Origin of the sequence: Beijerinckia mobilis (assembly GCF_000745425.1) — a bacterium.
In the GTDB taxonomy this organism is placed as follows: domain Bacteria; phylum Pseudomonadota; class Alphaproteobacteria; order Rhizobiales; family Beijerinckiaceae; genus Beijerinckia; species Beijerinckia mobilis.
In genome coordinates this window covers 111,022-123,995 of sequence record NZ_JQJH01000013.1, presented here as the reverse complement: position 1 = coordinate 123,995, position 12,974 = coordinate 111,022, and the positions used below count along the sequence as shown (strand labels likewise).

The following is a 12,974-nucleotide window of genomic DNA, read 5'->3' as shown; positions in this document are numbered from 1 at the left end:
TGGCGCCTGCGGACGGGGGCGCCCTGGGCCGACATTCCGGCCCGCATACGACCTGCGTCAATCGCTTCAACCGGTGGCGCAAGGCCGGCGTATGGGACAGGCTTCTTCAGGCTGTTTCAAAGGCTTACGACGGCGATATCGTCATGATCGACTCGTCCTCGATCCGCGTCCATCAGCATGCTGCCAACACCCAAAAAAAGATGAGCGATCCCGTTGCATGGGTCGCTCGCGGGGCGGCCTGACCACCAAGATCCATGCCCTCGTCGATGCCGATGGATTGCCGATCACCTTCAAGCTTACGGAGGGCCAGGCGCATGATGGCAAGAGCACCGAGGACATGCTCGAGGACCTGAATGACGGTCAGATCCTGCTCGCCGACCGCGCCTATGATTCAGATGCTGCAAGGAACAGGCTCGCCGCGCGCGGCGCATGGGCCAATATCAAACCCATGCCGAACCGCCAAAATGTTCCGGCCTTCAGCCCGTTCCTCTATCGCTATCGCAACCTCGTTGAGCGTTTCTTCAACAAGCTCAAACACTTTCGAGCTGTTGCCACGCGCTACGACAAACGCGCTGACAACTTCCTTGCCAGCGTCAAACGCGCTTCATTCCGCATTTGGTGCAGACATAATGAGTCTATGGCCTAGAGCAGTTTCCTACAAGATTGACTCGCTTGGCGATTATATCATATTGAAAATAAAATGCTTTTCTGTAAAACAGCTAAGGATATCCGAGCACTGTTGCCGGAAGAGGGAGTACCAGAACGCCCTGATTTTCACATGGAACACTGAGCGAAATCAGTCGCTTTAGCCCGCGTGCACATCCGTGAAAGCAACGCCATTCAGCCCTTTTGTTCGCAGGTACTCACCAAATTTTCATAGAGCAATTTTTGCTGAAACCACTCGTAACCCATCAAATCGGCAGGCGAACATGCCGATGAGTTTGCACCGTGCGTTGACCGCTCGTAAAATGACGCGACCTTGATCGCTGTGAGAGATCACAAAAAGCCGGACGATACCGACCAAGATAAAATTGTCATTCTCACCTGGAGCGCGGTCATCATTTTTCGGCTCCGTCAAAGTGTGGCTCGTAGCGACTACCTTCTTCTATGGCACACTCTCCGAGAGGCTCGCGGCATGCGGTCAAACGGACGCAATGTCAAAGCAGCCGGAGGCGGGCAAAGGTCCTCAACCGTCCACCATCCCGTTTCCTCCGAGCCGATCAGCAGTGGACATCCGAAAAAACGCCCCCAAGCACGCCACATCCGGCGCGCCTTAGCCGGATCGGCGGTTTCGAAAAGGCCGACGCAGAGATCATTGTCACCATGGACAAGACAAATTCTATGGGTCGGCTGAGCGATACCGGTCGTCGTCATCGTGGCGACGCCAATATAATTGGCGAGCGGTACGACGAGCCGCATTTTCACGCCATGATAATTGCGCCCGATCGTGACCTGTCCGGGATCAAAACGGACCGTACGATGCCCGCCGTCTGCCCGTGGATCAAACGCTAGATGCACGCGCATGAAAGCGCGTGGAGAAGCTGATAATTCGAAGGAAAGCTGTTGCATGGGAGCAAGTTCATTCATTGGCCTCTGTGCCCAGGTAACACCATATTAAGGTTAATGTTCCAGCCCGAGGTCCGGCTCCGAGCGCCCGACGCGCTTAGAAAACGCCTCACGAGATCAAACGAAAACTCGGACGATCCCTGTCATGTGGGAGAAAGGTCTCATCTTCGAATTGATTGCAGCTCGCTGCCGCTCAAAAGCTCACAGAAAGACCTCCTACCAATTCTCCTTGGTCCCGACCTGCCGAGATCAAAGGAATCCGACGCAAAGCCACCGCCCGAAGCCAGCCAAGCGCAGGCTGCAACGCATTTCGTAGACACACAAAATTGATCGCAAGCGAGCACCGCCAAACAGTTTGCATTACCGATTTCGACCAAGCTCGTCCGCCCCGAAGCGCAGAAGCAGTGCTTATGGCAAGCGCCTCCTGCACTGCTTCTGGTTTAAGACAATGTCCTTGCCTGAAACTGGTGTTGCTCGCAGAAACAAAATCCCCATGGCTCCAGGTCATCAGGATTTGGTGTGCGCCCTGGAAGGCAGCGGCGCGGCACGAAAAGCTTGTATTCAGCGCATGAGGCGACTAAGCCTTCCCATGTTTTTCTCATGCCGGTTCGATGGATCACCTTGGCCGCGCTAACCTATACTGATGATTTTGTCGGCGCATTTGCCGAGATCGCTCGCCAGGCGGGGACTATCGCTCTTTCGTACTTCCGGCCGGGCGCGATGACGCATGCGGAAATCAAACAGAAATCCGGTGGCTCTCCAGTTACCGAAGCAGATTACCTCGTCGACCGTTTCCTCAAGCAAAAGCTCGAAACATTAGTGCCGGATGCTGGCTGGCTTTCGGAGGAAACTGAGGATTCTCCGGAAAGACTGGACAAACGGCGCGTCTTGATCGTCGATCCGATCGATGGCACGCGCGGTTTTTCGCAGGGCGATGCACGCTGGGCGATTGCGATGGCGCTCGTTGAGGATAGACGGCCGGTGCTCGCGGCGGTTCATGCCCCGGCCCTTGGTGAAACCTATCTCGCCATTGAAGGCCAGGGGGCGCGGTTGAACGATCGCCCGATCTCCGTTTCACACCGGCAGAAAATGGATCCGGGAGCACGGATTGCCGCGCCGGTCCCCCTCGCGGAGGAACTGCGCCGAGCGGGACTTCCGTTTACGTTGGAACCCAAAATTCCATCGCTCGCGATGCGCATCGCCAAAGTGGCTTCAGGGGTTCTCGACGCTGGTTTCGCCACGGAAAATGCCCATGATTGGGACATTGCCGCCGCCGATCTTATTTTGCATGAGGCGGGTGGACGTCTCGCGAGCCTTGAGGGAACTCCGCTATTCTATAATAGACCGGAAACGCGGCACGGTCTTCTCACCGCCGCTCCGACGCAGATTCACGCAGAGGTGAATGCCGCCGCGAGACGTGTCCGCGGCCGCGCGCCCATCCCTGCTGAGGATTCACCGGCAAAGCCCTAGAATATTTTGCAATCACGCTGAATCGCTTCGCGATTTCTTGCGCCTGAAAGTGCACCTGTAGTCTAGGCCAGAGCTCGTCAGGATCAGGACAACGGCGTGCTGACCGGAATTTCATGCCGGACTCTCCCAGCCCGGACAAACGCTTCCGGGAGACACGATTTAAGGCGCCCTCCTATCGTTCCAACAACCGGCCGGGTTGACTTTTCCAGCGTGGAGGGTTGAAGGGAAGCGAGGGCGCTCACTGGTGCCGCCCATCCCCTTCCACGCAATTGTCAATTTCGGGAGCAGCGTTGATGAGCACGCAAACCCAACAGCATCTTCATCTCGTCTTCGGCGGCGAGCTGACCAATCTTGCCGGCCATGAGTTCAAGGATCTGTCCAAGATCGATCTCGTCGGCATCTATCCTGATTATGCGACGGCGGAAGCCGTATGGCGCAGCAAGGCGCAGGCGACTGTCGACAACGCCCAGATGCGTTATTTCGTCGCCGACCTTTCCCTGCTCCTTGATCCCGCAAAGCAGGAAGAAAATGCCGAAGCCTGATCCGTTGCCGATCCCATGCAACGGAACGAAACAACACCGGCGCGGACCGGTGGAGAGCAAAAAGAAATTGTGACAAGGGAGGAAGGGATCATGAGACTGATTTCAGTCCATTCCCACGGATCATCTTCGGTGGATCACTATTTCCCGAAAATGATCCGGACGTCCGGGAGCATCAAGCTTTCCGCTCCGGAACATCTTCCATCGTCTAAAGCTGCGACCCCTTCTTGCCGGAAGGCGAAACAAGAGCCGGAACGGTTTTAGCGAAATTCAGATCATAGGTCTTGTCGAGCAGCGGATCGAAAGCTTTCCCCTCGGAGGCATCCGTCACGCCGTGATGCGGTCCCATGGCAGGTTTTGTCGCCGCAGCCTGTATGATCCCGTCCGCATTCATCCGATCGTCATCCTGCCGCGCCACGGCCGGAGATTCCGCCACGGGATTTTGCGGCAGAACATCGCTTCCAGGCGCGAGGCCCAGGCGCGCCGCCCGCGCTTTCTGTTCCGCCCGGCGAGCTGGGGAGACCGGCAGAACCATTGCAGAGCCTTCCGCATCGCTGGCGATCGGTCCGTCAAGCGCCGCAGCAGCCTCGGCTGCTGAAGGGATGCCACTGATCGACAGTCCCAGTTCGTCAAGGCCCGGTCCAAGCCCGTAATTCTGCGAAGCCGCCGCCGAAGCACGCGCGAGTTTTGCCTCCTGCGCCTTGGTGGTTTTCGCAGCGGTGCGCTGCTCCTTGAGCATCGCCTTGCGCAGAACAGCAAGTGCGTCCTGAGGAGGAGTCGTTAGCGCGGCAGGCAAATCGGCCAGGATCGGCCGCGGCAGGTCCACCTCACCATGCTGATCCGAAGGCGGCGCGACCTTGTCGGTGTCCGGAGCGACCTGCTTTTCCTTTGCCTCGCGTTCGATCTGGCGCCATTTCTGAACATTGCGCACATGCTGATCGAGGGATTCTGCGAAGACATGCCCGCCAGTCCCATCGGCGACGAAATAAAGATCGCGCGTGCGCGAGGGATTGGCGACTGCCTCCAGCGCGGCGCGGCCGGGATTGGCGATCGGCCCCGGAGGCAGGCCATCGATGACATATGTATTGTAAGGCGTCGGCTTATCCACTTCCGACCTTAGGATCGGCCGTCCCAGGGTGCCCTTGCCGCCCACAAGACCGTAGACGATCGTCGGATCGGACTGCAGTCGCATATGTTTCTGCAGCCGGTTGAGAAAGACACTCGCGACATGCGGCCGCTCATCCGCTTTGCCTGTTTCTTTCTCGACGATCGAAGCCAGGATGATGAGCTCGTAAGGCGATTTCAGCTGAAGATCGCTCGCCCGCCGCTTCCAAACCTGATCGACGACGCGCCGCTGATCATCCTGCATCTTGCGGATGAGATCGGCGCGCAGCGTGTTGCGGGTAAATTTATAGGTTTCCGGAAGGATACTGCCTTCCTTCGGCGTTTCGATAACATCGCCCTGCAGGAAATCGCTATCCTGGAGCCTCGCGACAATCTGCGTGCTGGTCAGCCCTTCCGGCAGAGTAATCGCATGGAGGAGCTGACGGCCGCTGACCAAAGTGTCCATGACGTCACGCAGGCTCGAACCCTGTTTGAACAGATATTCACCTGCCTTGACCTTGGACCGCTTGCTCTCCACCAGAAGCGCGATGTTGAGCACGAACGGGCTGTCGATCACGCCCTCCCGATCGAGCTGGCTGATAATGTCCCCAACATCCGTCCCCGGCGCGATGAAGACGACCCGATCAGCCGTCAGGGGGCCGGGCTCCTGCATCTTGCGCTGGGACCAGACAAGGAGAATCATCACGCCGATCGCGGCGATCAGGAGAAAGGAAAGGAAACCGCTGAAAGCGGACAGACGCCCCCTGTTGCGGCTTGGTGGGCGGCTGGGCGGCGGAGGCGGTGCCGCCTGCGGCTGCAGCGCTTCCTGTGGGCTCTGCGGCCCGGCGCCGCGCCCAAACATTCCCCCCACGGCCAAAGCAAGGTTGAAACTCGATACCGGCGAGCCGTCGATCTTCGCATCTGCAGGCGCCATAGGAAGGCTCCATAATTGGACTTTGGTTCGATTTGGACTTCGGTTCGTATGTCCAAAGGGCACGGAGCGGCGCGTGAGCGGCGGCACATGAGCGCACCCCGTCAGCCCGGGAGCAACCGACAATGGCTGCCCGGGCTGCCCGCCGCTTCGATGCCTCGTTTCAAGACTTTCGGGAGGCGGGACTCACATCGTCATCAGGGCAGACAATTATGGCAAAAGCCGCGTCGTCCGCCATCTTTATAAAAGATCATGCCGGTTAACCGATGATGATCGAAAGTCATTCCGCGCGCCGGAATATCAGCGAGGCATTGGTGCCGCCGAAGCCGAAGGAATTCGAAAGCACTGTCTCGACTTTACGTTTGCGCGCATTGAGCGGCACGAGATCGATCTTGGTCTCAACCGATGGATTATCGAGATTGAGAGTCGGTGGAACGATCTGATCGCGGATGGCGAGCACCGAAAAGATCGCTTCGACGGCGCCTGCGGCACCGAGCAGATGACCGATCGCCGATTTGGTCGATGACATTGACAGCGTCGGCTCGATATCGCCGATCATGCGGTGAACGGCATGCAATTCGATCTCGTCGCCGAGCGGCGTCGATGTGCCATGCGCATTGATATAGTCAATATCCGCCGGCACGATGCCTGCCCGTTTGATCGCCGCCTGCATGGCGCGAAACGCACCATCGCCGGATTCCTGCGGCGCCGTAATGTGATAGGCGTCACCGGAAAGGCCGTAACCCACGACTTCGGCATAAATCTTGGCGCCGCGTGCCTTTGCATGATCATAGGATTCGAGGACGACGCAGCCAGCGCCCTCGCCCATCACGAAGCCGTCACGGTCTTTATCGTAGGGCCGTGAGGCCTGTTTCGGACGGTCATTGAACGCCGTGGAGAGAGCCCGGCACGCGGCGAAACCGGCGATCCCGATCCGGTTGATGGACGATTCGGTTCCACCCGCCACCATCACGTCCGCATCTTCCAGCGCCACCAAGCGTGCGGCATCGCCGATCGCATGGGCGCCAGTCGAACAAGCGGTGACGACAGCATGATTCGGGCCGCGCAATCCATGCTGGATCGAGACATAACCGCCGGCGAGATTGATGAGACGGCCGGGAATGAAGAAGGGCGAGATGCGTCGCGGGCCTTTTTCCTTCAGGATGAGCGAGGTCTCGTAGATGCCTCCGAGCCCGCCTATGCCCGAACCGATCAGAACGCCGGTTCTGATTTGGTCTTCATAGGTTTTTGGCTCCCATTGCGCGTCGCGCAGCGCCTGTGTTGCAGCGGCCATCGCATAGATGATGAAATCATCGACCTTGCGCTGCTCCTTGGGCTCCATCCAATCGTCCGGATTGAATGTCCCATTGGTGCCATCGCCACGTGGAACCTGCATGGCGATCTTACACGCGAGATCCGAGGTATCGAACCCCGTGATTGGACCGGCACCGCTCTTGCCGCCAAGCAAAGCCTTCCAGGAAGGCTCTACGCCGCAGGCGAGCGGAGAAACCATGCCAAGCCCAGTAATCACCACCCTTCGCATAAATGACCTTGAGGAAAAGAGGGAGCCGGAACCGGCCATCCCGAGGGGCCCGAGCGGCTCTCAGCAGTCCGCCGCCAATTGTTTTGCGCGCAGCATAAATGTTGTTCGAATGAACAAAATCAATGCTGGTTGCGCCTGAAAAAATCACCCTTACACGGCTTTCGCCGCGTTTTTACCTCTCCGTTCATGGGGAGAATGGCTCGGAGAGAAAAGGCATGAATTTCGATAATTCATGAAATCCGCCGAAAAGCAAAAATCCGGCGGCAACCGGATTTTTGCTTTTCGGCCGCAACGACGCCGAGACTTTGTCGACTATACCGGAAGGAGAATAGAAAGGCTCGATACCGCCGGCGGAGACTTCCGCCTGCGCCGTCCGGCATCGACCTTTCGGAAAGGGCATGAACGAAAAGCGTCATGCCAAAGAATTGCTCAGGCCGCAGTGGCCTTTTTCAGGAAGCGGATCGCATCCCCGACGGTCACGATCGTTTCAGCGGCATCGTCGGGAATTTCGACACCGAATTCTTCCTCGAAGGCCATCACAAGTTCCACCGTATCGAGGGAATCGGCGCCAAGATCTTCAATGAAATTGGCATCGTCGACAACTTTATCCGCGTCGACACCGAGATGTTCTATAACAATCTTTTTCACGCGCTCGGCGACATCGCTCATGGTCGTTTGATCCTCGTCCTTATCCTGCTGCCGACATGGCCATTTCGATGCGCGGTGTAAAAGTGCCGCCCACGACGCATTCGATTTTCCAAATGTGGGACTGAAGGGTGTCCTTAACGATCGCCGCGCGGGAGTGCAAGCGGCCAATAGGACTGCTTCATTCTCGGGAGCGACACGGGACATCGGATTGGAAGCCAACGCCGGAGATCGACACCCAAGTCTGCCACCAGCCCGACACCCCTTACACAGTCCACGCGGTTGGTAACATACTTCCATCACCTTGGCGAGAGCCCCGCCAAACCCTATCAAAAAAGCTATAAATACCTCATATCATTGCCATTCCCCCGTTGACATGGAGGGTCTGCCCAGTGACATAGGCGGCTTCCGAACTCGCAAGATAGACGACCGCCGAAGCGACATCATCACCACTCCCGAGTCGGTCCATCGGAACATTGGCGAGGATTGCGGTCTTCTGCTTCTCGTTCAAGACCGCCGTCATCGGACTTTCGATGAAGCCCGGAGCCACGCAATTCACGGTCACGTTGCGCGTTGCGACTTCCATCGCGAGGCTCTTCGACATGCCAATCATGCCCGCCTTGGCGGCCGCATAATTGCCCTGCCCCGCATTGCCGGTCACACCCACCACCGAGGTGATACCGATAATCCGGCCGTAACGGCGCTTCATCATGCCCTTAAGACTCGCCCGCGCCAGACGGAACGAGGCTGTCAGATTGACGGCCAGCACAGCGTCCCATTCCTCATCTTTCATGCGCATGAAGAGATTATCTCGGGTAATGCCGGCGTTGTTGACCAGAATATCCAGAGAACCAAGCGCCGCCTCCGCCGCCGGCACCAAAGCCTCGACGGCATTGGGGTCGCTGAGATCGCAGGGCAGAACATGCACATTGGTCTCGAGTTCCGCCGCGAGGCTTTCGAGCTGCTCGCGGCGGGTGCCGGACAGAGCGACAACAGCCCCCTGACGATGCAGGGCGCGCGCTATGGCCTGCCCAAGGCCGCCGCTCGCCCCTGTGACGAGGGCCGTCTTGCCGGTGAGTTCGAACATGAAGGAATGGCTCCCCAAGCGTTCCGGATGTTTCCGGAACGCTTCACCAAAATAAGATAGAGCATTGTCAATAGCTTTGAATCGCGAAGCGATTCTCTTCTAATCGAAAATGCGCTGTTTTTTTGAGTAGAGCATTTCTGGACAGATCCGAAATGCTCTGAAAGGATAGGCAGCATTGATCTGCTTCGGGAAACGAAATCAATCAGGGCTTTTGCCACAAAAGCTGCTCAGAAAACGGCTAAATGGGTGCACGACGGAGGATAAAACCCACTTTTCTCTTCCAAGGCCGCCGGATTGAAAAGTGATCCTTAGGCGTCTGATTCGCGTCCCCGGTGAATGCTCCTCGTGAAGCACACATCAAGCGCCATAGGCCCATGGGGCAGCCCCGGCACACCGAAGCCGCTTCCACCTGGATCCCGGAAAGCGCCGGATTTACGACGCTTTCCTCAAGGTGACACGCAGGGCTTCGAAATCCGCCAACTGGCCGATCGACTGACCATGGACCTTCGGCGCAATGCGTTTCAAAAGGCCAGTCAGAACCTTGCCGCTACCGCATTCGATGAAAAGATCGACGCCCTGTTCGGCCATGAACAGAATGCTTTCACGCCAGCGCACAGTGCCGGTGACCTGGGTGACGAGCAGAGACCGAATCATTTCCGGATCCGTCACCGGCGCGGCGCTGACATTAGCGACGAGCGGGACGCGTGGTGGCAGGATGATTGTTTCAGCTAAAGCCTCGGCCATCACCCGGGCCGCCGGCTCCATCAGCGGGCAGTGGAAGGGTGCCGAGACTGACAGCAGCATCGACCGTTTGGCCCCCTTGGACTTGGCAATTTCCATCGCCCGGTCGACCGAGGCCTTGGTGCCCGAGGCAACCACCTGGCCGCCGCCATTGTCATTAGCCACGGCGCAGACGGCTCCGTGGCCACTCTCTTCCTGCGCCTGGCGGGTCACCGCCAGTCCGGTTTCATAATCGAGACCCAGAAGCGCGGCCATCGCGCCGACACCAACCGGCACCGCGTTCTGCATTGCCGCGCCGCGCCGGCGCAGCAGCCGCGCCGTATCGCGCAAGGTGAGGGAACCAGCCGCCGCAAGGGCCGAATATTCGCCGAGGGAGTGGCCGGCCACGTAGCGGGCATCACGGGCAAGATCGAGCCCCGTCTCATCCTCCAGCACGCGGATAACCGCCAGGCTGACTGCCATCAATGCCGGTTGCGCATTGGCAGTAAGGGTCAGCTCCGCTTCCGGACCCTCGAACATCAGGGTCGATAGCTTTTCCCCCAGTGCATCGTCGACTTCATCGAAAACCGCGCGTGCAGACGCGAAATTTTCGTACAAAGCCTTGCCCATGCCAACCGATTGCGATCCTTGACCAGGAAACACATATGCTTTGGACACGATTGGGTCGGTCTCCCGTTGATTTGAACGGGAGCGAGTGCCATTCCCGGCCCGTGAAGTCAAGCATCATTGCAAGAAAATGACAGGGGTGAGGCACGGAAGAGACAGGGATATTTTCCTTCCCGTCTCATTGAAGCGTCCGAAATAAAAAGCCGCCCCTACCCGCGTAGCGGTTCGCAACGCTCGATCCGCTGCAGACGAATGGCGACGAACAAAGCCAGCATCAGCAGAGCGCCGAGAAGGCCACACATGCCAGCCCAGCCTGCCCCGGCATAGAACCAGCCTCCGAGCGTGCCGATGAGGCTCGATCCCATATAATAACTGAACAGATAGAGCGCAGCCGCCTGCCCCCGGCCGATTTCCGCGCGACGCCCGACCCAGCCGCTCGCCACTGCATGGGCACCGAAAAAGCCGATGGTGATGAGGCCAATGCCGAAAATATTGACGATCAGCGCAGAGGTCAGCGTCAGCGAGAGGCCGAAAAACATCGAGACGAGGCCGATAATAATCATCCGGGAACGTTCCACCCGGCTCGCCAGACGCCCAAAGGTCGCCGAGGCCGGGCCGCCGAAAAGATAGACCAGAAAAATGGTTCCCGCTGGTCCCGGCGCGAGCGAAAATGGCGGCGCGATAAGCCGGTAGCTCGCGTAATTATAGACGGTGACGAAGGATCCCATCAAAAGGAACCCGGTCAGGAACAGCCAGCAAAGGCCCGGATCGCCGAAATGGCGCAAAAACGGCCGATGCAGGCCGCGCAGAGGCGGCCGGTCAATCGGAACGAAATGACGCGATGGCGGCAAGAGAAGCGTGAACCCAAGGGCCGTGGCGACGCCGAGAGAGCCGACGACGCCGAGCGCGACGCGCCAGGATTCGGTATGATCGACGATAAAACTGGTCAAAACCCGCCCGACCATGCCGCCATAGGCATTGCCGGCAATGTAGAGGCCCATGGCGCCGCCAAGATCGGCTGGATGAATTTCCTCTGCCAGATAGGCCATGGCGACCGCGGGCACGCCGCTGAGCAAAAGCCCTTCGAGCGCGCGGATGGCGAGAAGTTGCGGCCAGCTGGCGGCAAAAGCGGATAGAACGGTCAACAGACCGACACTGAACAGGCAAAAGGCCATCATCCCTTTGCGCCCACGCACATCGGAAATCTGTCCGGCGCCGAGTAGCGCGACGGCGAGCGTCGCGCTGGTGAGCGAAAGGGCGAGACTGGCCGCGCCGGGAGTCAATCCGAAATCACGCGAAAACACGGGGAGGAGCGGCTGCACGCAATAGAGAATCGCGAAAGTGGAGAATCCGGCCGCAGCCAGCGCCAGATTGACCCGACGATAGGCCGAACCGCCACGACGCAATTGTGTCGCCGGCGCCTCCGTCGATTCCATCACCATGGCGCCCTGGGACATTTCCGTGGCGTCAATCGTCTTGCTCATGATCCAGGCCCTGGGCGCTTCGCTATCCGGATATTCACGGCTTGGCGTATTCGTTTTGGAGAAGAAACCTCGAACCGGCCCGCCCGTAAATCGCGGCCATGATCCGGTTTGATACCCCAACCTTGTCAATGGAAGAGAATTTTCCCGAGCCACCCGGATTTTCACGTGCAAGTGAAAGGAACCGGAAGAAAACATCGACGCGTCCCCAAAGGACCGATCGGTGATCCCCCAGGCTGACCGCCTGCCGAGCCTCCCGGAACGGCTTGATGCGTGCAAAACCCTCTTGTTTTCCGGAGTAAAGCCGCTATAAAGCGCGCTTCGCTTCTTCGGCTGGGGGCTGAACGGAAACCGCCTCTCGTGGCTTCCCGTGTCTCCGCCTTCGCGTCTGCTCGGGCCTTTCAACAGGCTCGAAGGGCTCTGCGCCGAAGCCGCACCTCCGCAACAAAGAAAGGCTGGTCCATGGCTCTTTACGAGCATGTCTATCTGGCTCGCCAGGATATTTCCGCCCAGCAGGTGGAAGCCCTGACAGAGCAGTTGAAAGCTGTCATCGAATCCTTCGAAGGCAAGGTGACCAAGGTCGAATATTGGGGCGTCAAATCCCTCGCCTACCGAATCAAGAAGAATCGCAAGGCGCATTTCTCTCTTCTCAATATCGAAGCTCCTTCCGCCGCTCTCACGGAAATGGAACGGCAGATGGGCATCAATGAAGATGTCCTGCGCTTCATGACCCTGCGCGTCGAGGAACACGAGGCTGGTCCCTCCGCTATGATGCGCAAACGCGATGACGACGATCGCGGCGAACGTGGCGAGCGTCCCCGTGGCCCGCGCCCCGAACGTGGTGAAAAAGGCGACCGCGGCCCGCGCCGTCCGCGTGAAGATACTGCTGGCGAAGAAGGACTCTACTGATGACGACCCCCGCAGCTCCCCGCCGGCCGTTTTTCCGCCGCCGCAAGACCTGCCCCTTCTCTGGCCCGAATGCGCCGAAGATCGATTATAAGGATACGCGGCTTCTCTCCCGCTACATTTCCGAGCGTGGCAAGATCGTACCCTCGCGTATCACCGCCGTGTCGGCGAAGAAGCAGCGTGAACTGGCGCAGGCGATCAAGCGTGCCCGTTTCCTCGGCCTGCTGCCTTATGTGATTCGCTGAGCTGATCATCCTGCGGCCGGGCGCAAGACGTCCGGCTGTCGTCGGTCTTTGCCCGGAAACACCAGCCTCCCAACCGCCTGCACGCATTTCCCTTCAGAAACGCTTCAACG

At 58.6% G+C, this 12,974-nt stretch carries 12 protein-coding genes and 1 pseudogene; 5 read left to right on the top strand and 8 right to left on the bottom strand.

What is annotated here, in order from left to right; genetic code table 11:
* Positions 1 to 646: pseudogene (locus DL88_RS11835) on the top strand (IS5 family transposase); the annotation flags it as partial.
* A 228-nt stretch (positions 647 to 874) separates the two neighbouring features.
* On the opposite strand, the gene DL88_RS20675 reads toward DL88_RS11835, so the two are convergent.
* On the bottom strand, positions 875 to 1,078 hold the full coding sequence (locus DL88_RS20675) for a hypothetical protein (RefSeq protein WP_210165308.1): 204 nt from the start codon (positions 1,076 to 1,078) through the stop codon (positions 875 to 877).
* A gap of 17 nt (positions 1,079 to 1,095) precedes the next feature.
* The gene (locus tag DL88_RS11830) at positions 1,096 to 1,587 is read right to left on the bottom strand and encodes a hypothetical protein (RefSeq protein ID WP_169741569.1); all 492 of its coding nucleotides are present in this window, start codon (positions 1,585 to 1,587) and stop codon (positions 1,096 to 1,098) included.
* 498 nt (positions 1,588 to 2,085) lie between these two features.
* On the opposite strand from DL88_RS11830, the gene DL88_RS11825 reads away from it, so the two are divergent.
* On the top strand, positions 2,086 to 3,036 hold the full coding sequence (locus DL88_RS11825; RefSeq protein ID WP_305953019.1) for a 3'(2'),5'-bisphosphate nucleotidase CysQ: 951 nt from the start codon (positions 2,086 to 2,088) through the stop codon (positions 3,034 to 3,036).
* Between the two features lie 293 nt (positions 3,037 to 3,329).
* The gene (locus DL88_RS11820) at positions 3,330 to 3,578 is read left to right on the top strand and encodes a DUF4170 domain-containing protein (RefSeq protein ID WP_034996270.1); all 249 of its coding nucleotides are present in this window, start codon (positions 3,330 to 3,332) and stop codon (positions 3,576 to 3,578) included.
* Positions 3,579 to 3,783: 205 nt separating this feature from the next.
* Here the strand turns inward: DL88_RS11820 and mltG are convergent, their stop codons facing one another.
* From mltG to DL88_RS11785, 6 genes are all read right to left on the bottom strand, one after another.
* Positions 3,784 to 5,613 carry an endolytic transglycosylase MltG gene (mltG, locus tag DL88_RS19425; protein WP_051955916.1) on the bottom strand — a complete coding sequence of 610 codons (1,830 nt, stop codon included), beginning with the start codon at positions 5,611 to 5,613 and terminating at the stop codon, positions 3,784 to 3,786.
* A gap of 277 nt (positions 5,614 to 5,890) precedes the next feature.
* The gene (gene fabF, locus DL88_RS11810) at positions 5,891 to 7,153 is read right to left on the bottom strand and encodes a beta-ketoacyl-ACP synthase II (RefSeq protein WP_034996320.1); all 1,263 of its coding nucleotides are present in this window, start codon (positions 7,151 to 7,153) and stop codon (positions 5,891 to 5,893) included.
* Positions 7,154 to 7,582: 429 nt separating this feature from the next.
* Positions 7,583 to 7,822: an acyl carrier protein gene (locus DL88_RS11800; RefSeq protein ID WP_034996265.1), complete on the bottom strand. Its 240-nt coding sequence runs from the start codon at positions 7,820 to 7,822 to the stop codon at positions 7,583 to 7,585.
* Between the two features lie 325 nt (positions 7,823 to 8,147).
* On the bottom strand, positions 8,148 to 8,885 hold the full coding sequence (gene fabG / locus DL88_RS11795; RefSeq protein WP_034996263.1) for a 3-oxoacyl-[acyl-carrier-protein] reductase: 738 nt from the start codon (positions 8,883 to 8,885) through the stop codon (positions 8,148 to 8,150).
* Positions 8,886 to 9,317: 432 nt separating this feature from the next.
* On the bottom strand, positions 9,318 to 10,283 hold the full coding sequence (gene fabD, locus DL88_RS11790) for an ACP S-malonyltransferase (RefSeq protein WP_034996261.1): 966 nt from the start codon (positions 10,281 to 10,283) through the stop codon (positions 9,318 to 9,320).
* 158 nt (positions 10,284 to 10,441) lie between these two features.
* On the bottom strand, positions 10,442 to 11,668 hold the full coding sequence (locus tag DL88_RS11785; RefSeq protein WP_156971069.1) for an MFS transporter: 1,227 nt from the start codon (positions 11,666 to 11,668) through the stop codon (positions 10,442 to 10,444).
* 507 nt (positions 11,669 to 12,175) lie between these two features.
* Here DL88_RS11785 and rpsF point away from each other — a divergent pair.
* Together rpsF and rpsR are read left to right on the top strand one after the other, a co-directional pair.
* On the top strand, positions 12,176 to 12,622 hold the full coding sequence (gene rpsF, locus DL88_RS11780; RefSeq protein WP_034996258.1) for a 30S ribosomal protein S6: 447 nt from the start codon (positions 12,176 to 12,178) through the stop codon (positions 12,620 to 12,622).
* Positions 12,622 to 12,864, top strand: coding sequence for a 30S ribosomal protein S18 (gene rpsR, locus DL88_RS11775; protein WP_012385270.1), 243 nt, complete (start codon positions 12,622 to 12,624; stop codon positions 12,862 to 12,864). The genes rpsF and rpsR overlap by 1 nt, the downstream gene beginning before the upstream one ends.
* The last annotated feature ends 110 nt before the right edge of the window (positions 12,865 to 12,974 follow it).